The sequence below is a fragment of the Rhodococcus sp. 14-2470-1a genome, assembly GCF_002259425.1.
Taxonomy (GTDB): Bacteria; Actinomycetota; Actinomycetes; order Mycobacteriales; family Mycobacteriaceae; genus Rhodococcoides; species Rhodococcoides fascians_E.
The window spans coordinates 23,629-49,719 of record NZ_NPFZ01000023.1 but is presented as its reverse complement, the minus strand read 5'-3'; the positions used below and the strand labels follow the sequence as shown (position 1 = coordinate 49,719).

Genomic DNA, 26,091 nt, shown 5'->3' with positions numbered 1-26,091 from the left:
CAAACTCTCCGTAAAAGACTCTAGAAACAACAATCCGAAGATCGTGAATCAGTCAAATGACATCAAGTCCACATCACTAGCAAAAAAACTCAACTAGCATTACCAAAAATCTTCTCACCCCAGACGGGAAGAATGAAGCAAGAAGATGTCACACCCACACCCCGAAAGGCATGAGCGCCTAAAACATTCGGCACTGACATTCATCGACACACTGTTGAGTTCTCAAAGAACACGCACACACCGTTACGTCAGCTTTCGCTTCGACTTCGGGGCTTACACGCTCATGTCCCTCACGATGTAAACTCTTACCTCGCAAGGGGCTGCCAGTTCGATCTGCGTCCAACCTCGTGTCCCGCACCTTTCGGTCCGGGTCGGTGTCCGTGTCGCTCTGACTCGACAAAAGTTACGCCAAGAAGAACTCCTTCGCAAATCGCCTGGTCAGGCGCTTGTACGAGTTAACAACAGAGGCTGCGCGGTGCCGGCGCGGCGCATACGGTTGCGTCATGCTGCTTTCGCCGCGCTATGGAACGGGGTCCCTGTCCGATGTAGTGCCGTCCGTGGTCGCGCATCTGACGGGCAGTTCGTCTGCCGACAGACTCGGTCTCGATCTCCACGGTGTCCGACGAGCGTGTGTCCTGATGGTCGATGGACTCGGCAGCGAACAACTTGCCGATCATTCGGACGACGCACCCTTCCTCACTGCACACACCACCCGATCGATCACCGCAGGATTTCCGAGCACGACGGCGACGAGCCTCAGCTCACTTGGCACGGGGCTCACTCCCGGAGAGCACGGTGTCGTCGGATATCTCGTCGCGCTTCCGGGCCACAAACGCCTCATGAACAGTCTTCAGTGGAAACTCCACGGGACGTCCGCGTCCGAGGGGCTACCGGCCGATGTGGTTCCGGAGCACTTCCAACCGCTACCGACCGCGTTCGAACGTGCGCGTGACGACGGTGTTCGCGTCGTTCACGTCGGTCCGTCGATGCAGGCGAGCTCAGGACTGACTCGTGCTTCTCTTCGCGGCGCGCAGTTCCGCAACTCGGTTTCCCTTGCCGATCTCGCGGCCGGAACACTCGACGCACTCGATGCTCCCGGCCCGACGCTGGTCTACGCCTATCACGGTGACCTCGACCTGGTGGGCCACGTCCGAGGACCGAAGTCGCACGCATGGCGCCTGCATCTTCGCCATGTCGACCTACTCGCCGAGTCGATCGCCGACGGTCTTCCTCCCGACGGCGCGCTGATCGTCGTCGCCGACCACGGAATGGTTGGCATCGACCGGAGGTTCGACTACGACTCGACCCCGGAGCTGAGGGACGGCGTCAGGCTCCTGGGCGGAGAACCCCGGATGCGATACCTCTACACACGGACCGGAAGTAGTAGTGACGTGCAGGTGACCTGGCAGGAGTCACTCGGGGAGCACTTCCTCGTCGTCACCCGCGAGGACGCACTGTCGCGAGGGTGGTTCGGCCCGGCGGTGTCCACTGCGTCCGCCGAACGAATCGGAGACCTGCTGGCCCTCGCGCAGGACGAATCGGCCGTGGTGAGAACGCAGGCGGAAGCGAACGCGTCGGCACTCGAGGGGCACCACGGGTCGCTGACGCCTGCCGAGCTACTCGTTCCAGCGACGGTCGTCCGAGCGGACAGCCGCCGCTGACCGGTTCTTGTCGGTACCCCGCGATAACTTCTGTTCGATCGAATGTTCGAAGTTTGGTGGAACGGGGAGAAGCATGCCGAAGCACAACGGTCCAGACCTTGACGCTGCAACGCAGTCCGACTGGACGAGGTTCACGACCGAACTGGCTGATCATCTGGCGTCGCTGGAACCAGGTGCGGAGCTGTCGATATCTCCGGACTTCGAGCCCGAGGGCTCACCGCGGCGAGCAATGCTTCTTCGCCTGACAGCGGAGGGGACGCTCGTGTGTGCATCGTCGGGGCTCGGTTCTCCCCCGCCTCCCTGGCAACCGGCCGAGGCCGACGGAATTTTCGTCGTCGAGGACGGCGCCGCGTGGGTCGACCGGTTGTGTTCGACGGTCGTCGAGCAGATCCGATGCGCGTGGAACATCCCGCATCCCTCGTTCCTCTTCCGGCCTGGGGCGAAGGCACCGACCGCACCGACACCCGACGAGTCGGCTTGCCCCCCGGATGTGGCGGGTCCGTTGCTGGAGACCTTCGGGGATCGGGTGTCGGTCACGCCCGACGGAGTCGTCAGCATCGCCATCGGGCCGGTCATCGCATACGTCACTGCTGCGGGCGTAGACGAGATCCGCATTCATGCGCTCGTCGTCGAGCGTATTGCCGGGCGAACACGGGCTGCGGAGGTCGTCGCGGATCTCAATCGCCGGCATCCGCGGCTGAAGTTCTTGTTGGTCGAGGACCGTGTCCATGTCGCGTGCACGATCGACGCCGATCCGTTCCTCCCACAGCACGTGGTGAATGCCGCAGGCCGCCTGGCGAAGTTCGCGGCGACGGTCGACGAGGAGTTCGCCGATCACGTCGGGGGTGTTGTTCCCACCCACGACGCGACCGAACAGGTCGACGGGTCCGCGGACCCCAGCGACGAGGAGCTTCCGCCGCAACTGATGACGTTGCTGGAGATGGATGCGGAGTCCGGTGGGAAGGTCGACGCCGACGACATCGTGTCGGTCTGCGGACCTGACCGCGCGAAGATCGGACGTTTCGAGGCGTTCTGCACCGAACAGGCAGAGTCTTGGCGCGAGTACGCGCAGGAAGCCATGCTCCGTGGAGAATCCGCGGCGGCCGAGGAGTGTGCGCTGGAGGCGGTTCCGTGGGACCGAGTTGTCCGAGCACTGCGCAGCGCGCTGGCGGCGATCAAGAATCTCGACAACGTCTGAGCTCGCCGGTTGGCGTGCATCCGTCGCCCGGCCGTGCTCCCCACGGCGAATGCCGCCATGACACGAGAGGAGCCCGGCCGGTTGTCGGACCCGGCGTCAGACGATCGCGACGGCGTCGATCTCGACGAGCATCTCTTCGCGAGGTAAACCGGTGAATACCGTTGTCCGACTGGGCAGGACATCTCCGGTGGTGTACTTCTGGACGAACTCGCCGTATGCGTCGTTCATGATGGCGAAGTCCTCGCGCTTGGTGAGGTAGACGCGAAGCATGACGACGTCGTCGAACGTTGCGCCGCTCGCTTCGACGATCGCGCGCACGTTCTCGAGCGTTCTCGTGGTCTGGGCGGCGACGTCGCCCGGGTACAGGTACTCGCTGGTCTTCGGATCGACCGGTCCCTGGCCGGAGACCTGCACGAACGGGCCCTTACGCACCCCTTGGGAGAACGTGTGTGCGGGTGCCGGTGCCCCATCGGTTCGAACTGCGATCTTCTCGCTCATTACTTTCCTTTCCTACGAGGTCTTCTCGGTCGGCTTCCAGCCGAGATCGGCCGAAATGGACTCGGCGACAGCCAGAATTTCGGGTAGTTTCCCGAGGACTTGTCCGTGGTCGAGGAGCATGTCCGGTACCGACATCGACACTGCCGCAACGGTTCGTCCGGTGCCGTCGAGGATCGGTACACCCACGCAGTTGACGAACGTCTCGTGTTCCTCGTGGTCCTCGGCGTAGCCCTGCTCGGCTACGAGGTCCAGTTCAGCGAGGTACCGCTCGGCGGAATCTATGGTCCGGTCGGTGAACCGCGCGTATTCGATGCGTTGCGCGATCTGCCGCTGCTCGGCACGTGGGAGTGCGGAGACCAGCACCTTTCCCACGGCCGTGCAGTGCAACGGGGCGGGTCTTCCGATACGCGAGTACATCCGGACGCTCTGCGTCGCATCGAATTTGTCGATGTACACCGCCTCGCCACCCTCGAGGGTTGCCAGGTGGATCGTCTGTCCGGTTGCGGCGTTGAGCGCAGCGAGGTGCGGCCTCGCTACCGTGCGCACATCCCTCTGTTCGAGTGCGCGGTTGGCGAGTTCGAAGAATCGTGACCCGAGCACGTATCGGTGGTCGGCGTCGTGCTGGACGAAGCGGTCCGACTCCATCGTGCGCAGCAGTCGCAGCACGGTTGTCTTGTGCACGTCCAGTTCTCGGGCTAGTTGGTCGAGCGACCTCGTCTCCTCCCCCAGGAGGCCGAGGATGGTCAATGCTCGGGACAGGCTTTGGCTCATTGCGCCACCAGATCAGCGAATCGTGCCGAGTTCCACTCCGCGTCGGGGAGGGCCAGCGCCGCGGCGAGCCGAGAGGGATCAGCGACTTCGGCCGCGTCACCGTGTGCGGTCAAGGCTCCTGCCGCGCAGAGGTGACCGAGCCGGACCCTGTCCACAGCCGAGTGCCCGGTCAGCAAACCGGCAAGAAATCCGCCTGCGAACGCGTCGCCCGCGCCGATTTTTTCCACGACGTCGAGTGTGAGGGCAGGAACGTCGACGCGCGACGATCCGTCGAACGCGGTCACGACGTGCGCGTCGTTCTTGACCACCAGGTGACGCGGTTCCGGGAACTCCGCGCGCAACGCTGCGGGATCGTTGATCCCGAAGACCTCGTGCGCCTCGTCGGCACCCATCAGCACCACGTCGCTGCCGCGGACATGGTCAGCCAGCACGGAGGACGCGTCGGAGATTCTCGAGCCCCACAGCGCGGGCCGAAAGTTCAGGTCGAAGCTGACGGTCGCCGCGGACGCCAGCAGTGCTTTCGACATCGACTCGGCCGAGGCCGACAACGCGACGGTGATTCCGGAGAGGTGGACGATGGCGGCCCCCTCGATCACGGTGGGAACCAGGTCTTCGGCAGACAGAGCGCTGGCAGCCGATCCTGTCCGGAAGTACGTCATGCGACTCTCGCCGCGCGGCAGATCGTGTCCGACGCCGGTGCCGGCTCCGCGTTCCTTGACGTAGATCCCCGTCGGACGTGCAGGGTCGACCGACACGGCAGATACATCGACACCTGATTCGCCGAGTTGACGTAGCAGGTATCGGCCGAATCCATCGTCTCCGACCCGTGACAACCAGGACGTGGACACACCCAGCTGGACGAGGACGCGTGCCACGTTGGCTTCGGCTCCGCCTGCCGAACGTCGAAACGAATCCGAGTCTTCGAGGGCGCCGGGCTCGGCAACGAGAACCACGAGTCCTTCTCCGACGCATACCGCGCGAGGCGATGAAAGCAAGAGATCTCCTTCGAATGCTTGCGGGCCGGCCCCTGTTGGATGCACACTACTAATCACAAACATTTTGCGCAACAGCCGTTGCATATTACGCAACGCGCACCCGCTTGGAGGTCTCCACCTTGATCGACACGCACGCCGTCAACGCCCTACGAGCGCGAAAGATCGGACCCGAACACAAATCGGTTCCACCCCACGCCTGGGGACGTTCGATCGAGGAGTTCGTCCGAGAAGCACCATCGGCGACGTCCTTCCAGACGCCGCTGTTGACGCTCGACGACAAACGAATCAACCACAACATCGAGGTGATGGCCGCCTGGGCTGCCGAGGCGGGTGTGAAACTCGCGCCGCACGGCAAGACGACGATGGCTCCGGCTCTCTGGAAACGCCAGCTCGATTCCGGTTCGTGGGCAATCACATTGGCGACCATCTGGCAGGTGCAGTTGGCGAGGACGTTCGGCGTCCAACGCATCATGCTGGCCAACGCCCTCGTCGACCCTGTCGGTCTCGCCTGGCTGGCACGGGAACTCGTCGAACATCCCGAGTTCGAATTCTACTGCTGGGCAGACGGACTCGGCACCGTCGAGGCAATGAACGCAGCCCTGTCCGACGCAGGCGCAACCAGGCCGGTCCACGTCGTCGTCGAGCTGGGCGGCGAGCACGGCAGAACCGGAGCGCGCACGATCGACGAAGCTCGTGCGGTCGCCGACGCCGTCGCCGCGTCGCCTCGTCTGGCACTCGCGGGTGTCGGAGGATACGAGGGCGCACTCAGCCACGATCGGTCCGAGGCCGGCCTGAAGGCCGTCGCCCACTACCTCGACGCCGTCGCAACTCTCCATCGAGAACTCGACGCAGCAGGTCTCTACGACGAGCACGCCGTGGTCACCGCGGGCGGAAGCGCGTATCAGGACATCGTGGCCGCGCACCTGGCGCCACTGGCCGACGAGGACGGCGCACGCGGCGTCGCGACCACGGTGGTGCTCCGGTCGGGGGCATACATCATCCACGACGACGGGTTCTACTCACAGATCTCACCGATGATCCCGAGCCGTTCGGACCATCCACTCGAAGCTGCGATGCACGGCTGGGCGCGCGTCGTGTCGCGCCCGGAGCCGGGCCTCGCGCTCCTCGATGCCGGCAAGCGGGACCTCCCCTACGACGAGGGCTTGCCCACTCCGCAGTCGGTCGACGGCGAGATCACCGCCCTCAACGACCAGCACGCCTTCCTGCGGTTCGCCCCGGGCGCCAGCGCGGCTCCGATCGGAAGCGTTGTTCGCCTGGGTCTTTCGCATCCGTGCACAGCCTTCGACAAATGGCGGCTGATCCCTCTCGTCGACGATGCAGGCAGCGACGATCCGCGCGTCGTCGACCTCGTCCACACCTTCTTCTAGGAGCCACGAATGACATTGCTGATTCGCGGAGCCGACGTCGTCGACGGAACCGGATCACCGCGCGTGCGTCGTGACGTCCTCGTCGACGGGGGCATCATCGCGGCCATCACCGAACCCGGCGTCACGACCGTCGCGGACAGGATCATCGAGGCCGAGGCAGGGCATGTGCTCGCCCCCGGCTTCATCGACATGCACGCACATTCCGATCTTCGGTTGCTGACCGATCCAGGGCATTTCCCGAAAATCAGTCAGGGCGTGACCACCGAGGTCATCGGCCAGGACGGTATCGCCTACGCCCCGATCGACGACGCCACCCTCGACGTCGTACGTCGTCAGATCGCCGGCTGGAACGGCAACCCGTCGGACCTCGATTTTTCCTGGCGGTCGGTGGCCGAGTACCTGACGCGGCTCGATCAGGGCATCACACCGAACGCGGCGTACCTCGTACCTCAGGGCACGCTCCGGTATCTGGCCGTCGGCGGCGATCAGCGTCCGGCGACGCCTCGCGAGATCTCCCACATGCAGGAACTGCTTGCCCAGGGCCTGAGCGAGGGTGCCGTCGGGATGTCGAGCGGGTTGACGTACACACCCGGGATGTACGCCGATACAAGCGAACTCCGCGCATTGTGCGAGGTCGTCGCCGATTTCGGAGGCTTCTACGCTCCGCACACGCGATCGTACGGCGCAGGTGCGCTGGAGGCGTATCAGGAGATGCTGGATCTTGCGCGGGCGACCGGATGCGCGCTGCACCTCACCCACGCGACCATGAACTTCGGCGTGAACCGCGGCCGGGCGGGCGAATTCCTCGACAAGGTGGATTCTGCCATCGCCGACGGCTGCGACGTCACGCTGGACACCTACCCGTACCTGCCCGGAGCCACGACGCTGTCCGCATTGCTTCCGAGCTGGGCCATGTCCGGTGGGCCGGATCAGGCGCTTGCCCGTTTCGGCGACCCGGAGATGCGCGCTCGCATCACCGAGGACGTGAACGTGAACGGATCCGACGGCTGCCACGGTGTGACGGTCGAGTGGGAGACCATTCAGATCAGTGGTGTCGCGAATTCGGAACTGGACTCGCTGGTGGGCAAGACGATGGTGGACATCGCCGCCGAACGGGGCGAATCACCGGTGGACTCGTTCTTCGACATCCTCGTACGCGACCAACTGGCGACGACGATTCTGCAGCATGTCGGGCACGAGGAGAACGTGCGCGCGATCATGGCGCATCCTCGGCACATGGGCGGAAGCGACGCCATTCTCGTCGGCGAACGCCCCCATCCACGGGCGTGGGGAACATTTCCGCGCTACCTGGGCCACTACGTGCGCGAGGAGAAGCTCCTCGACCTGGAGGACTGCGTCAACCACTTGACCGGACGACCGGCGGAGCGGCTCGGACTCACCGACCGAGGAACCATCGCGGTCGGCAACGCTGCGGACCTGGTTCTCTTCGATCCCGATACAGTCCGCGACACAGCGACTTTCGAGCAGCCGAAGCAACAGGCTGTCGGTATCGGCCATGTGATCGTAAACGGCCGACTCGCCATCGACGACGGACAACCCACCGGCATTCTCGCCGGACATTCTTTGAGAGCGCAACGATGAACGCACTGCAGACCATCCTCGACGACCGTGCCCTCGCCGTGGTGCGAGCGCCCTCGATCTCCGATCCGCAGGCACTCGCCGACGCCCTGGCCAGGGGCGGTATCCGCGCCGTCGAGCTGACGTTCACGACGCCTGGCGTGCTCGACCTGCTGCGTGTGGCCGCCGACGCGGGTGCGGTGATCGGAGCCGGCACAGTCCTGACGTCCGAACAGGCCCGGGCAGCGATCGACTCCGGCGCGCAATTCCTCGTCACCCCCGGGCTCCGACCGGCCGTCGCCGAGGTCGCCTCGGCACGCGATGTTCCGCTGATGATGGGCGCTCTGACTCCCAGCGAGGTGATGGACGCGATCGACATGGGCGCTGCGGCCGTGAAGATCTTCCCGGCACGAGCCCTCGGTCCCGCGCACTTCAAAGACCTGCTCGGGCCATTGCCGGACGCCAAGCTCGTCCCGTCCGGCGGCGTCAACGCCTCCAATGCCGCGGACTTCCTCGCGGTCGGCGCAGTCGCCGTCACTGCAGGAACAGACGTCGTCTCGCCCGCGGCCGTCGCATCCGACGACTGGGACGGTATCGCCGAACGCGCACAACGTTTCGTCACTTCTCTTTCACCGAAAGGCACTTCATGAGTACCGCCGTCGACTGGCTCAGGACATCCACCCCTGGCCTTCTCGTACTGTGTGGCCTGGCCATCGCCGTACTTCTCTTCGTCATCATCAGGGTCAAGCTCGAACCGTTCGTAGCCCTGCTGATCGTCGGACTCGGTCTCGCTCTGGCGGCAGGCCTGCCGGTGTCGGAAATCGTGGGTACAGCGATAAAGAGCAACGAGTCACTACTGGAAACCGGGTTCGGTGGCATTCTCGGGCACATCGCGGTCATCATCGGACTCGGCACCGTACTGGGCGCCATCCTCGAACGATCCGGTGGAGCGCAGGCTTTGACCTCCAAGCTCCTCGGGGTGTTCGGGGACCGCGGTGCGCCGATCGCGATGGGCCTGCTGGGTCTCATCTTCGGCATCCCGGTGTTCTTCGACATCGGCATCTTCGTTCTCGCGCCGTTGGTCTACGTTGCAGCTCGCCAGGGCGGTAAATCGTTGGTGCTGTACGCACTTCCGATGCTCGCCGGCCTCTCGATGACCCACGCATTCCTACCGCCTCACCCCGGACCGGTCGCTCTCGGCGGACTGCTCGAGGTCAACCTCGGCTGGCTCATCCTCATGGGATTCGTCTGCGGTATACCGGGATTCATCGCTGCAGGCCTCGTCTGGGGCAACTGGATCGGCAAACGCGTCATCGTCGATGTGCCCGAGGACTTCGTGAACGAAGGCGACGACGCCGAGCCGACGGGCGGCATCGGCGTCGCGACCAAGCGTCCCGTCGTCACCACTCCCCCGTCGGTCGGACTCATCGGTGCGATCATCGCGGTCCCGCTCGTCCTCATCCTCGGCGCCACGTTCGGCAGCATCCTCCTCGACCCGGGCAATCTGCTCGAGGTGCTGACTTTCCTCGGCACACCGGCCGTCGCACTGCTCATCGCCGTGTTGATCGCGTTCTACGTTCTGGGGATCCGACGCGGTTCGACGGTCCAGGAACTGAGCACGTTGACCGGAGAATCCCTGCGTCCGGTCGGCATGTTGCTTCTGGTGGTCGGTGCAGGCGCCTTCTTCGGAAAGGTCATCTCGGCCACGGGAATCGGCACCGCCCTCGCCGACGCCATGGCCGCCGCCGGGTTGCCGATCATCGTCCTCGCGTACGTCATCAGCTGCGCGCTGCGTATCGCTCAGGGCTCAGCCACCGTCGCGATCGTGACGACCGGCGGAATCGTCGGACCTCTCGTTGCGGCGCAGGACTACTCACCGATGGCCACCGCGCTCGTCGCGATGTCGATCGCAGCGGGCTCCATCATTCTCAGTCACGTCAACGACGGTGGCTTCTGGATCATCGCGAAGTTCTTCAACATGACGGTCAAGCAGACACTGCAGACATGGACAGTGTTGGAAACGATTCTGTCGGTGGTCAGTTTCGCGGTGGCGGCAGTGCTCTTCGCCATCATCGCCTGACCCGTCGCGGCGCTAGAACTGGTCGCCGACGAAGTGAGTGTTGTCGGCGGACAGTTCGCGCTGGCCCGCGCGAGCCACGAGTGCATCGATTCTGCTGTCGAGGCTCTGCGCTTTCTGCATCACGTCCATGGTCCGCAGGTCGCCCTCCGCGTGGGTCACGAGATCCGCGACGCGCACCAGCGCTGCGACACGGTCGATGAGCTGAGACCACACGGTGCCGAGGGCAGTACGCCTGGTCGACACTTGGGCGCGGGTGGCGTCGTCGAACATCATCGCGGCGATGCCGTCGAGTTCGTCACCGATCCCCCGCAACGAATGCACGTCGACGGAAATCTGGGTCAGCTCGTCGATCAGGTCGAGTTGCGTGCGCTGGACGAGAAAATGATCGGACCGCCACGCCGGTGAGGTGTGGATTCGGTCCACCGAGTGACCGGCGAGGAACAACAGGGCTTCGAATTTGTCCAGGAACGCGTCGTCCCGTCGGTCCGCGTAGTCGACGACCACGCTCGCTGCCTTGTCCCCGAGCTCGGCGAACCGCGTGTTCCTGGCCGCCTCGGACATTCGTTCCGCCGCGGTCTCGAGCAAAGCCAACCCGGTGCGTTCCAGCGTCGTTCCCTGTTCGCGTCGAGGAACAGGGGTGTGCATCGTCGCGTCGAACAGCAGGTCACGCTGGTCGAGATCGAGGTGCAGACCGTCACGTCGATCCCGACGGACCGCCCGCACGCCGTGCGCGTAGTGCGTGCTGGAGAGCGTGAACTCCGCCCGCAGGTGGTCCAGTCGTTTCGCCAGTTCTGCGGCGCGCAGGCGGTACACCATCGCCGACCCAGGCTTGTTCTTCGTGTCCTTCGACAACCAGCGATCACGCTCGTCCGCCAGCACACGCACCGCACCGAACCCGCCGACGCTCGGCATCGACCTACCTGCTCGACGCCTGGCCGACAGCACCTCGCGCGTCGCCTCGTCGAGCCTTCCGGACGCTATCGCCAAGGCGGAGGCGTCGGACAACAACGGACGGCGGCCCTCGAGCCGTGCGTTCTCGCACCAGCGCCGCACTCGTTCCTCGACGCGTTCGCGCTCGGTTCCGATCTCCGGGTGTGCGGGCATTCTGGACTCCTCTGCCGTGTGTCGATATCCACTGTTCCAGAATTCTTCGATCGATGCGGCGGGAGCCCCGTCACACCGAGGCCGTCGGTACAGTTTCTCGGCGAGGGCCTTACCAGGCGTTCTCGATGACCTAGGTGCCCACAAGGCACGGACAAGGACGTGAAAATTCCATGAGCGAGACCTATACCGTCGGCGACTATCTACTGGATCGACTGGCCGAGCTGGGCGTCACCGAAGTGTTCGGTGTACCGGGCGACTTCAACCTCGAATTTCTCGACCACGTCGAGTCTCACGAGACCCTGAGATGGGTGGGCAACGCCAACGAGTTGAACGCAGGTTATGCGGCGGACGGGTACGGACGACTCCGCGGAATGTCCGCGCTGGTCACCACTTTCGGTGTCGGTGAGCTCTCCGCTCTGAACGCAGTGGCCGGCAGCTATGCCGAGCATGTTCCCGTCGTCCACATCGTCGGTGCGCCGTCCAAGGACGCTCAGGCTGCACGACGCCTGGTTCACCATTCGCTCGGCGACGGAGATTTCGAGCACTTTCTGCGCATGAGCCGCGAAATCACGTGTGCACAAGCGAATCTGACTCCGGCGACAGCCACACTGGAAATCGACCGTGTGCTGATGGAGGTTCGTCAGCAACGGCGGCCCGGCTACATCCTGCTCTCGACCGACGTCGCGCGCGTGCCCACTTTCCCGCCGTCGGCGCCGCTGCGCTCCTACGACGACGCGACCAGTCCTGCCGCGCTCGAGGCGTTCACCGCCGCCGCCGCAGCAGTGATCGACGACCGGCAGGTGACGGTCCTGGCCGACTTGCAGGTCCACCGGCTCGGAGCGGTACCCCAGCTCGACGCGCTGCTCGCGGCCGACGACATCCCCTACGCGACGCTGATGTGGGGCAAGAGCCTCGTCGACGAGAGCTCGTCCAACTTCCTCGGCATCTATGCCGGTGCGGCCAGCGATGAATCCGTTCGCGCAGGGGTCGAGGATGCCGACGTGCTGGTCACGGCGGGCGTCCAGTTCACCGACATGGTGAGCGGATTCTTCAGTCAGCAGATCGACCCGAAACGCAACATCGATGTGGCGGTTCATCAGTCCTCGGTCGGCGGGCAGGTGTATGCACCGCTGGAACTGCACGCGGCGCTCGGAGCCCTGACCGACATCCTTCGGTCTCGCGCGCACTCGGCACCGACGAAGGCACGGACACAGCACAACTCGGCACCGGAAGTGCACGATACCTCGACGGCGCTGACTCAGCACACATTGTGGAACACGGTCTCCGGCGCGCTCGAGGACGGAAACATCGTTCTCGCCGACCAGGGGACGTCGTTCTACGGCATGGCGTCGCACCGACTGCCGGCTGGAGTGACGTTCATCGGACAGCCGCTGTGGGCATCGATCGGATACACGCTCCCGGCTACGCTCGGCGCCGCTCTGGCAGAACCGAACCGCCGCACGGTTCTGTTGATCGGCGACGGCGCCGCGCAGCTGACGGTCCAGGAAATCGGCACACTCGCACGCGAGAAGCTCGCCCCCGTCATCATCGTGGTCAACAACGACGGCTACACCGTCGAGCGCGCCATTCACGGTGAGACGGCCGAGTACAACGACATCGTGTCCTGGGATTGGACAGCGATCCCCGCCGCGCTCGGCGTCGGTACCGAGCCCATCGTTCGGCGGGTCACGACAGTCGGCGAACTCCGCGATGCACTGAACGACGCAGCGGCACAACGAGACCGGATGGTCGTGATCGAGGCCGTCGTACCGCGGATGGACGTGCCTCCACTGTTGACTCAGCTGGCGACGGCAGCGAGCGCGGCGAACAAGTCCTGATTCACACGGGCGGGGCCGACGCGTCGGCGATGAGCTGTTTCCCGTCGTCCAGGCCTTCCCAGACGTTCCAGAACAGCACACCTTTCACGGCATCGGACTCGTCGACGTAGTAGACGATGCCCTCGCTGGGCTTGGTTTTCCAGTCCTCCACCGTCTTCAACGATGTCGACACCGTGCCGACGGCCTGATATCCGTCGTCGAACACGTCGGAGTAGAAGTACGGGGTGTAGGTGTACGGGTCGGTGCCGCCCGCCATGATTCGACCGACCGCCTTACCCATCTCGTTGGCGTTGTCGACGTGCTCGATGCGTCGACGACCCAGGATCGCATCGGGGTAGTTCGCAACGTCGCCCGCCGCGTAAATGTGCTCGTCGTCGGTCCGCAAGAACTCGTCGACGACGATGCCGTTGTCGGTTTTCAGCCCCGCTGCCTCGGCGAGGTCGGAGTTCGGGGTGACACCGAGCCCGAACACCACCGCATCGGCTTCGAGAGCGGACCCGTCGTCGAGTTGTAGCTGAACCCGCGCCGACGCCTCGGCGCCCGAGGTCACCTTCACTCCTCGGCGCACCGTCACACCGTGGTCGACAAAGCCCTGATCGAACGCCGTTGCCAGGGCGTCCGGGAACATGTGCGCACCGACCTTGTCGTCGGACGTCACCAACGTGACCTCGACGCCGTTCTGAACCAGGGCCGACGCGATCTCGGCGCCGATGTACCCACCGCCGACCACGGCGATGTGTGACGCCGTCTGCAACTGCTCACGGAGCGCCCGGTAATCGGCGAACGTCCGGAAGTAGATCACCCGAGGACTCGGCGCGAGGTCGATCTGCCTGGGCGCGCCTCCCGTTGCCAGCAGCAGTTCGCCGTACTCGAATTCGTCACCCGAATCGGTGGCGACGGTCCGCTTCGCGCGATTGACGGACACCACCCGAGTGGTGGTGTGTATCTCCGCGCCGGTGTCCGACGCCGTGTTCAGCGGGACCTGGTCACGGCCGAAATCCTTGTCGGTCCACAGCTTCTTCGACAGCGCGGGCCTGGTGTAGGGCTCGTCGCTGTCGGCGCCCAGAATTCCGATGGAACCCGTCTTGTCCAGCTTTCGAATTCCACGTGCAGCGTTGTCGGCGACCATTCCGCCGCCGACGATCAGATAGTCGTAGCGCACAACGCACTCCTTGCAGTAGACAACTCTTCAGGTCGTCTACCCCGGATGCACGTCAGACAACCACGACGTCGATCGATGCCCTCTCGAACGGCTCGATCTGCTCCCGAGTCGCGGCCGAATCCGTGACGAGGGTCGTACCGGGAGGAATGGGCGCCCAGGCGTGGAACGGCTTCTGCCCCAGCTTGGCCGAGTGCGCAAGTACATACGTACGTCCGGCGCGCTCCATCATCAGTTCCTTCAGCCGTGTCTGGACCAGTTCGGCCTCACAGATTCCGAACTCTGCCGTCACCGCGTCCGCGCCGAGAAACGCTCGGTCGAAGGAGACTCGCTGCAACGACGCCTCTGCGATCGGTCCGACGAATCCCTGGCTCAGATGCCGCAACGTGCCTCCGAGGCATTCGACCCGTACGGAATCGGCGTCGGCCAAGGCCTCGAGGGCAGTGAGTCCTGCCGCGATCACTGTCAGATCTTCCGCGTCACGAAGGAACTCACCCATGGTGCCCACCGTCGTACCGGCGTCGAGCAGGACAGTTTCGCCCGGGCATATCTGTCCGGCTGCCCACTCTGCGATCGCGCGCTTGGCTTCGAATCCTTCGAGAGATCGCTGGCGAAGCGATGACTCGGGATGTGGATTCAGTGCGATCGCGCCGCCGTAGGTTCTCGCCATGAGCCCCTGCGCGGTGAGCTGACTCAGATCACGCCGTATGGTCGACGCCGTCACGCCGAACTGCGCGGACAATTCCTCGACGCTTGCCAGCCCCGACGTCTGGGCCATACGCACGATCTCCGAGCGCCGTGCCTCCGACTCCCGTACCGCCACGCGCTCCCCTTACTTCAGAACAGTTGTGCTGGTTGCGAGTTCGGCAGCCTGCCGCAAAGCTTCGACCATACTACCGGCCTCCGCGATCCCCTTGCCCGCAATGTCGAAAGCGGTCCCGTGATCGACGGACGTACGGATCACCGGGAGCCCGACGGTGATGTTCACTCCCGCCTCGATTCCCAGAACCTTGACCGGCCCGTGCCCTTGGTCGTGGTACATCGCGACAATGAGGTCGTAGTCGCCGCGTCCGGCCAGGAAGAATGCCGTGTCGGCGGGTAGCGGACCGACTGCATCGATACCGTTCACCTTGAGCTTCTCGACCGCGGGAACGATCTTCAGGTCTTCTTCGCCGTAGCCGAACAGACCGTTCTCACCCGCGTGCGGATTGATGCCGCACACACCGATCTTGGGGCTGGCGTTCCCCGTCCGAACGAGCGCTTCGTACCCGCGACGAATAGTGCGTTCCACGAGTCCCGGCTCGATTTTCGCCACGGCGTCGAGCAGACCGATATGCGTGGTGACGTGGATGACCTTGAGCTTCGGGGTCGACAGCATCATCGACACCTCCTCGGTGCCGGTCAGATGTGCAAGCAGTTCGGTGTGGCCCGGGTAGATGTGTCCGGCCGCGTGCAACGCCTCCTTGTTGAGTGGGGCGGTGCAGATAGCCTGGACCTCTCCGCGCACCGCCAACTCGCTGGCAACCCGAATGTATTGGTATGCGGCGTCACCGGCGATTGCGGAGAGCTCGCCCCAAGCCAGGTCGTCGGGCAACAGGTCGAGGTCGATCACGTTGATGCGCCCGGGGGTGAACTCCGCATCCGCAATGGTCTCGACTACAGCGATGTCGACATCGAGACCCAGTACCTCCGCGGCCGACAACAGGCGCTTGGCGTCACCGATGACAACCGGTCGGCACCACGAGATCGTCTTGGCGTCGAGGAGCGCCGGCACGATCACTTCGGGTCCGACGCCTGCGCCGTCGCCCATCGTGACGGCGACGAGTGGAAGTGGGGTCGATTCTGACATGAAAGATTCCTTGCTGTCGGTGCTGGAAGAACGTAACGAGTCTGCGAGAACACGGAGGCTGTCGACGCCTCCGAAACTGCCCGGCCGTGTGATGACCCGGCGGCCGGCAGGTGTCAGGGAAAGTACTGCGCCGGTCTCGATTTCGCAGACCGGGGTCAACCTGCGCACTCCCAGCCGGTCGAGAACGGTTCGAGCGGTTTCGCCTCCGGTGAGAACGAGGTCGGATTTCCGATCGCGCTCGACCCGGGCAACCAACTGCGCGAGACCGGCGACCACTGCAGCTGCATCGGCCGGTGTGACGGGGCCCGAGACGGTCACTATCGCGGTGCCTGAATCCAGCGCGTCGAAGATCGGTTCCACGTCGATCGTGCCTGCGACCAACGCCCTCGCATCCAGGTGAACGTGCGGGACTCCCGCATTCTCCAGGGCACGAACCTGTTCGACTGCAACGAGATCGGCGGTTCCGACGACGACGAGCACGCTCCTCCCGGCGAAATCGTGATCCGCGGTGGGGTGCGTGTGTGCACTCACCGAGGTGGCGCGTGCCACCGACGCCATGAGCGCCGCCGTTCCCACCAGCCGGACACCGGTGATCGACTGCGACGCGGCGACAACGGCGTCGATGTCCGCATCGGTTTCTGCATCGCACACAGGTACGCGGCCCAGCGCCACGAGGTCGGAGAGCACGTCCGCCAGTCCGGCCCCACGAACCTGCTCGAGAGAGACACCCGTCGGAGAGATGTTCCCCAGGGCAGCGGCCACGGACGTAGGAGGCGAATCCCGTTCGGCATGCCACAGTGCAGTCCGATGCAGCGGGACGTCCTGAACGTGTACGACGCCGTCGACGACGGTCCGCCCGATTGCTGGGAATGCTGCCACGACGACGACCGCAGATCCGTCGGCTGCGAGTGCGCCGACCTCGGCCTCGATGTTGCCTCTCAGCAGGGAGTCGATCTTCTTGACCACGCGCGCCCCAGGAAAGCAGGCGAGCGAGTCTTCGACGGCTCGCGCGGCGTCGGCGCGGTCGAGCTTGCGAGTATGCAGGTCGACGACGGTGATTCGAGAGGTCACCTCGTTCGGCGAGGGAACACCCAAGCCGAGAGACACGTCCGAGGCCAGGAAGCCGGCTGCCGACTCGGCCGCGCCGGACAGGTCGTCGGCGAGTATCACCAGCGAGTCGATCCCCACGATCCGTCCTTTCGTCGATGTTCCGAGTATGCACGCTTTCGTGAAAACATGCGCGAACTACGCAACAAAAGCTACGGGTCTTGCGCGAAACGCGCAAGAGTGCCATTGTGAGCTGAGTTACAAGCGTCGCCTGCGGTAAGAACACCTCACCGCGTGCACGCTTCCTCGCGTTTTGCCAGTTCGAAAGGTCAAGGTCACCGATGACCCCATCTCGTTTGCGGATGCCGTCCGTGTCGCGGCGGAACTTTCTGCAGTACGCCGGCATGGCCGGAGGCGTGACGCTGCTCGGTTCAACCGTCGCGTGCGCAGGCCCGACCGGGAAACCGTCGCAGGACACCCTCGTCCTCGGGCTCAACCGCTCACTGGTGAGCCTGGACAACAAACTCAACCAGTTCGACGCCGCGGTCACAGCACAGCGCGGCGTCCGCCAAGGACTGACCCGTATCGGCGACGACTTGACGCCACAGCTCGTTCTCGCCGACCGATTCGACGCCACGTCCCCCACCGAGTGGACGGTTCGCCTTCGTGAAGGCGTCAAGTACTCGGACGGGACTCCGGTGAGAATCGAGGACATCTCCGTCGCCATGGAGATGTACCAACAGGTCAGCGGCTCGTTCGTGGCACCTCAGTTCCCCGAGTGGCCGACAGTCGTACCTGTCGACGACCGCACGTTCATCCTCAGGACCATCGCTCCTCTGCCCGTCCTGGACAGCCTCATGTCCAATATCCTCATCACGCCCGCATCCGCCAACGAGCCCAACGAACTGCAGTCCGGAATCGGCACCGGACCGTTCGTGGTGACCGAATCGAACCGCGGCACCGGTGAATACACCCTGGTGGCAAACGAGTTCTACTGGGGCGAGGCGCCCAGCGTGCAACAGGTTCGCGTGCGATTCATTCCAGAAGAGGCAGCCCGCGTCGTCGCGCTGCGTAGCGGTGAGGTCGACGTCATCGACTCGATCAGCCCCGATTCGGCCGAACAGCTCGCATCCCTCCCCGGTGTCCAGATCGAGACGGTGCCGAGCACGCGTATCAATCAGCTGTTCTTCAATTTCCGAAAGCCCGCAGATCACCCACTCGCGAACGCGCGGGTACGCGAGGCTCTGACCTACGCGATCGACGGGGAATCGCTCGCTCGCGACGTTCTGATCGGCTCCGCCGTTCAAGCAACAGGTGCAGCGCCCAGCACATTGTCCGGTGCAGTCGAGACAGGCCAGTACACGTTCGATCCGGCGAAGGCACGGCAGATGCTCGACGCCGAGGGGGTCACCGACCTCGAATTGACGTTCATCTGGGAGACAGGAGAATTCACCAACGACGTTTCCCTCATGGAGTCGGTCACGCAGATGATGACCGACATCGGCGTGCGGGTGAAGCTTCAGCAATTCGAACCCGGGGGCGACATCAGCTCGTGGCGTCAGGGCAAGGTCGGCGACTGGGACGTACTCGGCAACGGGTACGGCAACCAGACCGGGCTTGCACTGACCACCATCCAGGGCATGTACGCCGGCACGGCGGAGAAGGAAGCAACCCGCGACACCTACCACGGGTACGTCTTTCCCGAGATCACCGAGAAGATCGAACTTGCGTCGAGCGAACCCGATCCAGTGCGTCGCGCATCACTGCTCGCCGATGCCCAGCAGGACATCTGGAACACGTGGCCGTGCCTGTGGAGCTTCGTTCCGAACGCGCTGCTGGCCAAGCGGACCCGCGTGCAGAACGTAGCGCTGACGCCCATCAACTCCTACGACCTCGGCTCAGTCCGACTGGAGGCCTGAGTCATGACCCTGACACTCGAGAAGAAGAAGCAGGCCCCGGTGATCGGCCGAGCGGCGAAGAATGCGACGGCTCGCTACGTTCTCAAGCGCCTCGCGCAGAGCGTTCTCACTATCTTCCTGACGCTCACCACCGTCTTCGTTCTCATCCGGATGGCACCAGGCGACCCCGCCTACGCACTCGCCGGCCCTCTTGCTTCCACCGAGGATCTCGCACAGATCCGCTCGGACATGGGACTCGACAAGTCCGTGTTCCAGCAGTACCTCATCTACCTGTGGGATCTGCTGCACTTGCAGTTCGGCACGTCGTACTCCTTCCAGGCTCCTGCTCTCGAGGTCGTCTTCGACCGCCTGCCGTACACGATCACTCTGGCCGTCGCTGCGATCCTGCTGACCGCAGTGCTGTCGATTCCACTCGGTGTGTGGATGGCCAAGCACGCCGACACCCGCCGCGAGCTCGGAGCCAATGCCGTCACCGTTGCAGGACAGTCGATGCCGGAATTCTGGAGCGGGCTGATGCTCGTGACGTTGTTCGCGGTTCTCGTTCCTGTTCTTCCGGCAGCCGGTTTCACCACATGGTGGTCGCTCATCCTGCCCACGGTGACGATCTCCATCCTGCAGATCGCGTTGATCTCGCGGATGGTTCGCCGAGAGATGGTCAATGCCTATGCGTCGCCGTACATCACGGTCGCGCGATCGCGCGGCATCTCCGAACGCGAACTCACGTGGCGCTACGCGATGCGCAACTCTGCGATCCCCGTCGTCACCGCTCTGGGGACTCGGTTCGCAGGCATGCTCAACGGTGTCGTCGTCGTGGAAGTCGTCTTCGCGTGGCCCGGTGTCGGTTCCCTCGTCGTCCGCGCGCTCGAAACACGTGACTATCCGCTCATCCAGGCGACCGTACTCGTCACTGCGATCCTCGCCGTTCTGGTGCAGTTGCTCGTCGACCTCTGCTACCCACTCCTCGATCCTCGGGTCCGCCTCGGAAAGGGCGTAAGCAAATGACCGCAGTGCTGGAACCTCCGGTGAACAAGCGCCCGAGCGCTGTCACCGCAGCCGACTTCGCCCGCGCGGGCGCAACTCGACGCCGACGCGACAGCCGCGTCAAGATCTGGGCCGGCACGGCCTTGTCGTTGCTGGTCATTCTGCCCGTCGCACTCGCCGGCCTACTCCCCCTCGACGACCCCAATCAGACCAATCTGGTCCAGCGTCGGCTCCCACCGTTGACCGACGGTCACCTTCTGGGTACCGATCAGCTCGGTCGAGATCTACTGTCGCGCATTCTCTTCGGAGGCCAGGTGTCGCTGACGATCGGCATCCTCGCCGTCGTCGTCTCCGGGATCATCGGCGTCGTTGCCGGCAGCGCAGCCGGGTACTTCGGCGGCTGGGTCGACGCCGTCATCTCCCGGTTGCTCGAAGCGCAGCTCTCGCTGCCCCTTCTGATGATGCTGCTCCTCGTCGTTGCACTCTTCGGCCCCTCGATCCCGGTCATCACCTTCGTGATCGCGATCGCACAGTGGCCCGAGGTCGCCAGGCTCACGCGATCGCTCGTTCTGGTCGAACGCGAGAAGCCCTACGTCGCCGCAGCTCGCGTCCTCGGGCTGAGCCGCACCGCGATCCTGCTCCGCCACGTGGTCCCCAACATCATCAAGCAGGCCTCGCTCGTCGTATTGCTGCTCCTCGCCCAGGCGGTCCTGCTCGAGAGCTCGTTGTCCTACCTCGGCGCAGGCCCGCAGCGACCGTTCGCCACGTGGGGCCGCATCATCTCCGACGGGCAGGACTACATCACCACCTCGTGGTGGATCGTCACCTTCACGGGACTGATGATCGTGATCCTCGTGGTCGGGGTGAACCTCCTCGGCGACGGTCTCCGCGACCGCCCCGCGGGATCCGGCAGATTCGGCATTTTCCCTCGCTTCAAGAAAGGCGCATAAGTCATGGGAAACCTATTGAAGGTCGACGAACTCCAGATCGAACTCGTTACCGACAAGGGTGTCATCCGGGCCGTCGACGGTGTGTCGTTCTGCATCGACGCCGGTGAAACGGTCACGATCATCGGTGAATCCGGCTCCGGCAAGTCGACGACGGCAATGGGCCTGCTGGGGCTGTTGCCGTCGGATCTCGCGGTGATGTCAGGATCGGTGACCTTCAAGGACACCGAGATCCTCGGTAAGGACAAGCAGCTGAGCAAGATTCGCGGGAAGCACATTGCACTGATTCCGCAGGATCCGATGACGGCGCTGTCCCCGGTTCACACCATCGGCAACCAATTGAAGGAAGCTGTCCGGCACAGCGGCGTGACGGGAAAGTCCAAGCAGACCGCGCGCTGCATCGAGCTCCTCGAACAGGTTCGCATCCCCGACCCGAAAATCCAGTTGGGCAAGTATCCCCATCAGATGTCGGGCGGCATGCTTCAGCGTGTGCTGATCGCCAGTGCTCTTGCGTCGAGCCCGGAATTGATCGTCGCCGACGAGCCCACCAGCGCCCTCGATGTCACGGTGCAGGCCAGCATTCTCGACCTGCTGATGGAGCTGCAGGAACGAACCGGCATCGGGATGCTGGTCATCACCCACGATCTCGGTGTGGCACGGTTGGTGTCGGACCGCATCTACGTCATGAAGAGCGGTGTCTTCGTCGAGGACGGCGGCGCGGAAGAACTCGTCGGAGCGCCCCGGAATCCGTACACCAAGAAGCTGCTCGACGCGATCCCGCACCTCGGGACGTGGAACCAGAGTGCCGGCCAACCAGAACGAGTCGAGGTAACGGTATGACCACTCCATTGCTGTCGGTGGAGAATCTCGTCGTCGAGTACCCCGTCGCCGACGGCGTGTTCCGAGCTGTCGATTCGGTGAGCTTCGCGGTCGACAAAGGCAAGACGCTAGCCGTTGTCGGTGAATCGGGCTGCGGAAAGTCGACGATCGCGAAATCCATCGTCCGTCTGCTCACCCCCACCTCGGGCCGCATCGTCATCGACGGAACGGACATCGCCGGACTGTCCGAGAAGTCCCTGCGCCCGTTCCGATCTCGCGTACAGATGGTGTTCCAGGATCCGTACGGATCCCTCGATCCTCACCTGACCGCAGTGGACATCGTCGGTGAACCACTGCGGCTGAAAGGAATTCGTCGCAAGTCCGATCGAGCCAGGAAGGCCGCGAGACTCATCGACCAGGTAGGCCTGCCGAGCACTGCACTGAACCGTCGACCGGTCGAATTCTCGGGTGGCCAACGTCAACGCATCGGCATCGCCCGCGCACTCGCGTCCGGGCCGGAAATTCTGGTGTGCGACGAGGCGACGAGCGCCCTCGATGTGTCCGTGCAGGCGCAGGTTCTGAACCTGTTGCGGGAAATCCAGCAGGACACCGGCCTCACCTACGTCTTCATCTCGCACAATCTGGGTGTCGTCCGCGAGATCAGTGAAACCGTCGTCGTGATGAGCAAGGGCCGCATCGTCGAAGGAGGCGACACCGAGGAGGTGCTCGCACGCCCCAAGGAGCCCTACACCCGGGCGCTGCGCGCAGCTGCCCTCGACCCGGCGACAATGGTCGGAATCAAGCCTCGTCACATCGTGTCTCGCCTGTCCACCCCTTCCGTAGGAGCTCCTGTATGACCTCGCTCGACATTTCCCCACTCGTACTGGGCACCATGACGTTCGGCGACACGGTCGACGCCGCCGGTTCTGCGAAGATGTTCGATGCAGCAGTCGACGCAGGCATCACCCACATCGACACCGCGAACGGGTACGCAGGAGGTGAGTCCGAGCGGATACTGGCGGACCTGCTCGCAACACGTCGCGATCGGGTGACCCTCGCGACGAAAGCGGGAATGCCCAACCCTGACGCCGGGGACAACAGCCCGTTGTCACCGAAGGGTCTTCGTCTGAGCGTGGAGGCAAGCCTGGCTCGACTGAAGACGGACTACGTCGACCTGTTCTATCTGCACCAGCCGGATCGCGCGACACCGATCGCCGACACCTTGGCAACCGTCGCCGAACTGGTGCAGGAGGGCAAGATTCGTGCTCTGGGCGTCTCGAACTTCGCGGCGTGGCAGATTGCCGAGGCAAATCGGGTAGCCGACGAGGTCGGCGCGCCGCGGCCGATGGTTGCGCAGCAGCTGTACAACCTCCTCGCCCGGAGGATCGAAGAGGAATACGTCGAGTTCGCCGACGTGACCGGATTGATCACGATGGTGTACAACCCGCTCGGTGGCGGGTTGCTCACCGGCAAACATTCCCTGGACGCGACACCGACCGACGGCCGATTCGGAGACTCACGCCTGGCTGCCATGTACCGCGAACGGTACTGGAACACAGCAATTTTCGACGCTGTCGCGCAGCTCACCGCGATCGCCGGCGACGCGGGCGTGCCGCTGACCGAACTTGCCCTGCGGTGGCTGGCGTCCAAGCCTGCCGCAGGCCCCATCCTGCTGGGTGGATCCAAGGTCGAGCACCTGCAGTCGAACATCGCCGCGATCGCGAAAGGCCCACTCGGCTCCGACGTCGTGGATGCGTGTGACGACGTCGGCTCCGCGCTGCGTGGACCGATGCCGAACTACAACCGCTGAAAGGCCCTCTACACATGTCTGCACAGGAATTCGCCGCTCGCGTCAGAAACCGGGAGCGCATCCTCGGCTACTGGTCCGTCATCGACAGCCCGGTCTCCACGGAGTGGCTCGCCCATGTCGGCTGGGACTACATCGCACTCGACCTGCAGCACGGATTGATCGGATACTCCGGAATGCTCGCCGGGCTCACCGCCATCGATGCAGCCAACGGCCCCGCCGGACTGATCAGGGTCGAAGCGAACAACGCGACGGTCATCGGGCGTGCGCTGGACGCAGGTGCGGCGGGCGTCATCGTTCCGCTCGTCGACACGGCAGCAGACGCGGCGGCGGCGGTCTCGGCGGCAACGTATCCCCCGACCGGCATTCGGTCCTACGGTCCGATGCGCTCGCAGCTTCGAATCGGACCCAACCCTGCCGATGCCGACCGTGACACCGTTGTGCTGGCGATGATCGAGACGCCTCAGGGCCTGGCCAACGTCGAGGAGATCTGTGCCGTTCCAGGTCTCGACGGTGTCTACGTCGGCCCGTCCGATCTGCGACTCGCGGTGGGTGGATCGTCACCGACCGACGCCTCCGTGGACGAGCAGTTCGAGGCTGCGCTCGTTCGGGTGTGCCGAGCCGCGGCCGCAGCAGGCATCACGGCCGGCATCCACACACCGTCCGGCGCTGTGGCAGCCAAGCGCTTGGACGAGGGGTACACACTGGCGACCGTCGCGTCGGACCTGACACATCTCAAAGCTGTGTCCGCCGATCATCTGAAGGCCGCCCGCGGCTGACCGAGCACGCCGCTGACCGACCACATCGACATGGCGCTTCGCCCCCGGTGACACAACTTCGTGGCACCGGGGGCGCTCGTGTGTGACCAGCCGTGGACGTGGAAATCGGCGCTCATCGCAAAATTCATCCAGTACGCAATGCTCACGGCTACGAAGACTCAATGTGGGACGAACATCGGCCGCCGCAGTCAGGAACACCGCGCTCGCTCGCGGTGTTGCTCCGACGGATGGCAGGCACCGGGTGGCTGCGGATTGTTGGCAGCATCACAGCTTCAGATGGTTGGCCCAGCCCACAAGACTGGGCATCTTGGTAGGGGCCACGAAACATCGTTGACACATAGAGCGACCGTGTAACAGTTCCGAGGAGCGAAACGAATCATTCCTCAGGACGCGAACAAAAGGAGACGATGTGACTTTGCAGATCGATTCGCTCGCTATCAGCGCCGACGAAGCACCAACGCACGACGTACAGATCGACCAGCTCCACGAGCAGGTCGAGACGCTCGACGCCGATATCCTGGGCGCTATCGAGCTCCGCACCGAACTGGTGCGCAAACTGGCTGCAGCCACAAGCGACGCAGCCGTATCGACCACCACGTCGACTTTCGACGAGCTGGGTTCCGACGGTTCGGCCCTGTCGCGGATGCTCGCCCGCATCGCCTCGGTGACCCGCTAGAACCGTTACATCCCCCTCCTTGTTTGCCACGAGGCCCCGAGCAGCACTGCTGCTCGGGGCCTCGTCGTCTGTGCGGTCAGGGTGACCGGACCGACTAGAGCGCGCGCACGGCACCGCCGTCGACAGTGACCGTCGAGCCGGTGATGTACGACGCGGCCGGCGACGCCAGGAACGCGACGGTACGTCCGAACTCCTCCGGATCGCCGATACGACCGAGCGGGATCCGAGCCAACGCGTCGTCGGACACGGCGCCGCCCCGGGACGTGTCGAATCGCCCGGGAAGGACGCTCACGACCCTGATTCCTCGTGGCCCGAGCTCGTCGGCGATGTCCTTGGCCACCATCGCCAAGCCGGGGCGCAGTCCGTTGGACACGCCGAGGCCCGTCAACGGCGACTTCACCGATGTCGACAGCACGAACACGATGGCACTTCCGTCGGTCATGACCTTCGCCGCTTCGCGGGCCAGTCGCACCGCCCCGAGGAACACGGACTCGAACGACGCAGTCCAATCCTCGTCGGCGGCATCGAGGGCGGTGCTCGGCGGAGGTCCACCGACACTCACGACGATACCGTCCAGCTTGCCCCAGTGCGCGATGGCCGACTCGACGAGCAACTGTGCGCTCGCGGGATGGCCGTTGTCGGCGACCATTCCGTGCACCGCGTTGGGTCGGTGCGCGCCCAGTTCGGTCACTGCCTCGTCGACCTTGGTCTGTGACCGGGAGGCCACCGTCACCTTCGCTCCCTCACGAAGCAGCTCACGCGCGGACGCGAATCCCAGCCCTTCGGTTCCTCCGGTGACGACGAACGCTTTACCCGACAGACCCAAATCCATGAACTCTCCTCTTGTTCGAACAGCGTCGACGCGCCGCTTCCGGCTTGCATGACGTGTTCCCATCTTGCTACAGGCGAGTCGTCCCCCCGAATGCGGTAGAAAGTCGATGTCGGATCCGCGATGAATTCACGATTCGTCCGTTGTCGATACACACGAGACTTCCAC

23 protein-coding genes are annotated in these 26,091 nt (G+C 64.3%); 15 read left to right on the top strand and 8 right to left on the bottom strand.

Annotated elements, in window-relative coordinates:
* Positions 1 to 503: 503 nt before the first annotated feature.
* Together CH292_RS11380 and CH292_RS11375 are read left to right on the top strand one after the other, a co-directional pair.
* Entirely contained in the window at positions 504 to 1,661 is a 1,158-nt protein-coding gene (locus tag CH292_RS11380) for an alkaline phosphatase family protein (RefSeq protein WP_026348068.1), read from the top strand.
* 73 nt (positions 1,662 to 1,734) lie between these two features.
* A complete protein-coding gene (locus CH292_RS11375) occupies positions 1,735 to 2,859 on the top strand; it encodes a hypothetical protein (protein ID WP_094654784.1) in 1,125 nt (374 codons plus the stop codon).
* A 96-nt stretch (positions 2,860 to 2,955) separates the two neighbouring features.
* On the opposite strand, the gene CH292_RS11370 is transcribed toward CH292_RS11375, so the two are convergent.
* From CH292_RS11370 to CH292_RS11360, 3 genes are read right to left on the bottom strand one after another with little or no spacing between them, the layout of a single operon-like run.
* A complete protein-coding gene (locus CH292_RS11370) occupies positions 2,956 to 3,357 on the bottom strand; it encodes a RidA family protein (protein ID WP_019666658.1) in 402 nt (133 codons plus the stop codon).
* A gap of 12 nt (positions 3,358 to 3,369) precedes the next feature.
* Complete coding sequence (locus CH292_RS11365; protein WP_094654783.1) at positions 3,370 to 4,128, bottom strand: IclR family transcriptional regulator; 759 nt, start codon at positions 4,126 to 4,128, stop codon at positions 3,370 to 3,372.
* Positions 4,125 to 5,123 carry a sugar kinase gene (locus CH292_RS11360; protein WP_094654782.1) on the bottom strand — a complete coding sequence of 333 codons (999 nt, stop codon included), beginning with the start codon at positions 5,121 to 5,123 and terminating at the stop codon, positions 4,125 to 4,127. Before CH292_RS11360 ends, CH292_RS11365 begins: the two co-directional genes overlap by 4 nt.
* Positions 5,124 to 5,227: 104 nt before the next feature.
* On the opposite strand from CH292_RS11360, the gene CH292_RS11355 reads away from it, so the two are divergent.
* The 4 genes from CH292_RS11355 to CH292_RS11340 are packed head-to-tail and all read left to right on the top strand — an operon-like array spanning position 5,228 to position 10,169.
* Positions 5,228 to 6,511 (top strand): alanine racemase, encoded by a 1,284-nt coding sequence (locus CH292_RS11355; protein ID WP_094654781.1) that lies wholly within the window; start codon positions 5,228 to 5,230, stop codon positions 6,509 to 6,511.
* 9 nt (positions 6,512 to 6,520) lie between these two features.
* Complete coding sequence (locus CH292_RS11350; RefSeq protein ID WP_094654780.1) at positions 6,521 to 8,113, top strand: amidohydrolase family protein; 1,593 nt, start codon at positions 6,521 to 6,523, stop codon at positions 8,111 to 8,113.
* Complete coding sequence (locus tag CH292_RS11345; protein ID WP_094654779.1) at positions 8,110 to 8,739, top strand: bifunctional 4-hydroxy-2-oxoglutarate aldolase/2-dehydro-3-deoxy-phosphogluconate aldolase; 630 nt, start codon at positions 8,110 to 8,112, stop codon at positions 8,737 to 8,739. The genes CH292_RS11350 and CH292_RS11345 overlap by 4 nt, the downstream gene beginning before the upstream one ends.
* Positions 8,736 to 10,169, top strand: coding sequence for a GntP family permease (locus CH292_RS11340; protein WP_019666664.1), 1,434 nt, complete (start codon positions 8,736 to 8,738; stop codon positions 10,167 to 10,169). Before CH292_RS11345 ends, CH292_RS11340 begins: the two co-directional genes overlap by 4 nt.
* Positions 10,170 to 10,181: 12 nt before the next feature.
* On the opposite strand, the gene CH292_RS11335 is transcribed toward CH292_RS11340, so the two are convergent.
* On the bottom strand, positions 10,182 to 11,273 hold the full coding sequence (locus CH292_RS11335; protein ID WP_019666665.1) for a hypothetical protein: 1,092 nt from the start codon (positions 11,271 to 11,273) through the stop codon (positions 10,182 to 10,184).
* 170 nt (positions 11,274 to 11,443) lie between these two features.
* On the opposite strand from CH292_RS11335, the gene CH292_RS11330 reads away from it, so the two are divergent.
* Positions 11,444 to 13,111: an alpha-keto acid decarboxylase family protein gene (locus CH292_RS11330; protein WP_019666666.1), complete on the top strand. Its 1,668-nt coding sequence runs from the start codon at positions 11,444 to 11,446 to the stop codon at positions 13,109 to 13,111.
* A gap of 1 nt (position 13,112) precedes the next feature.
* Here CH292_RS11330 and CH292_RS11325 read toward each other — a convergent pair whose 3' ends face one another.
* The 3 genes from CH292_RS11325 to pdxA are packed head-to-tail and all read right to left on the bottom strand — an operon-like array spanning position 13,113 to position 17,307.
* Positions 13,113 to 14,273, bottom strand: coding sequence for an NAD(P)/FAD-dependent oxidoreductase (locus CH292_RS11325; RefSeq protein WP_094654778.1), 1,161 nt, complete (start codon positions 14,271 to 14,273; stop codon positions 13,113 to 13,115).
* A 52-nt stretch (positions 14,274 to 14,325) separates the two neighbouring features.
* The gene (locus CH292_RS11320) at positions 14,326 to 15,093 is read right to left on the bottom strand and encodes a DeoR/GlpR family DNA-binding transcription regulator (RefSeq protein ID WP_094654777.1); all 768 of its coding nucleotides are present in this window, start codon (positions 15,091 to 15,093) and stop codon (positions 14,326 to 14,328) included.
* A gap of 9 nt (positions 15,094 to 15,102) precedes the next feature.
* Positions 15,103 to 17,307: a 4-hydroxythreonine-4-phosphate dehydrogenase PdxA gene (pdxA, locus tag CH292_RS11315; protein ID WP_256978048.1), complete on the bottom strand. Its 2,205-nt coding sequence runs from the start codon at positions 17,305 to 17,307 to the stop codon at positions 15,103 to 15,105.
* Positions 17,308 to 17,507: 200 nt separating this feature from the next.
* Between pdxA and CH292_RS11310 the strand changes: the two genes are divergently transcribed.
* From CH292_RS11310 to CH292_RS11275, 8 genes are all read left to right on the top strand, one after another.
* The gene (locus tag CH292_RS11310; RefSeq protein ID WP_094654776.1) at positions 17,508 to 19,085 is read left to right on the top strand and encodes an ABC transporter substrate-binding protein; all 1,578 of its coding nucleotides are present in this window, start codon (positions 17,508 to 17,510) and stop codon (positions 19,083 to 19,085) included.
* 3 nt (positions 19,086 to 19,088) lie between these two features.
* Positions 19,089 to 20,087, top strand: coding sequence for an ABC transporter permease (locus tag CH292_RS11305; RefSeq protein WP_094654775.1), 999 nt, complete (start codon positions 19,089 to 19,091; stop codon positions 20,085 to 20,087).
* On the top strand, positions 20,084 to 21,016 hold the full coding sequence (locus CH292_RS11300; protein ID WP_037105360.1) for an ABC transporter permease: 933 nt from the start codon (positions 20,084 to 20,086) through the stop codon (positions 21,014 to 21,016). The genes CH292_RS11305 and CH292_RS11300 overlap by 4 nt, the downstream gene beginning before the upstream one ends.
* Before the next feature lie 3 nt (positions 21,017 to 21,019).
* Positions 21,020 to 21,853: an ABC transporter ATP-binding protein gene (locus tag CH292_RS11295; RefSeq protein WP_020113039.1), complete on the top strand. Its 834-nt coding sequence runs from the start codon at positions 21,020 to 21,022 to the stop codon at positions 21,851 to 21,853.
* Positions 21,850 to 22,689 carry an ATP-binding cassette domain-containing protein gene (locus CH292_RS11290; RefSeq protein WP_094654774.1) on the top strand — a complete coding sequence of 280 codons (840 nt, stop codon included), beginning with the start codon at positions 21,850 to 21,852 and terminating at the stop codon, positions 22,687 to 22,689. Before CH292_RS11295 ends, CH292_RS11290 begins: the two co-directional genes overlap by 4 nt.
* Positions 22,686 to 23,642, top strand: a complete 957-nt coding sequence (locus CH292_RS11285; RefSeq protein WP_094654773.1) for an aldo/keto reductase — start codon at positions 22,686 to 22,688, stop codon at positions 23,640 to 23,642. The genes CH292_RS11290 and CH292_RS11285 overlap by 4 nt, the downstream gene beginning before the upstream one ends.
* Before the next feature lie 14 nt (positions 23,643 to 23,656).
* The gene (locus CH292_RS11280) at positions 23,657 to 24,418 is read left to right on the top strand and encodes an HpcH/HpaI aldolase/citrate lyase family protein (protein WP_020113036.1); all 762 of its coding nucleotides are present in this window, start codon (positions 23,657 to 23,659) and stop codon (positions 24,416 to 24,418) included.
* 409 nt (positions 24,419 to 24,827) lie between these two features.
* Entirely contained in the window at positions 24,828 to 25,094 is a 267-nt protein-coding gene (locus CH292_RS11275) for a hypothetical protein (protein WP_019666671.1), read from the top strand.
* 94 nt (positions 25,095 to 25,188) lie between these two features.
* Here CH292_RS11275 and CH292_RS11270 read toward each other — a convergent pair whose 3' ends face one another.
* Positions 25,189 to 25,926, bottom strand: coding sequence for an SDR family oxidoreductase (locus tag CH292_RS11270; RefSeq protein ID WP_094654772.1), 738 nt, complete (start codon positions 25,924 to 25,926; stop codon positions 25,189 to 25,191).
* Positions 25,927 to 26,091: the final 165 nt, after the last annotated feature.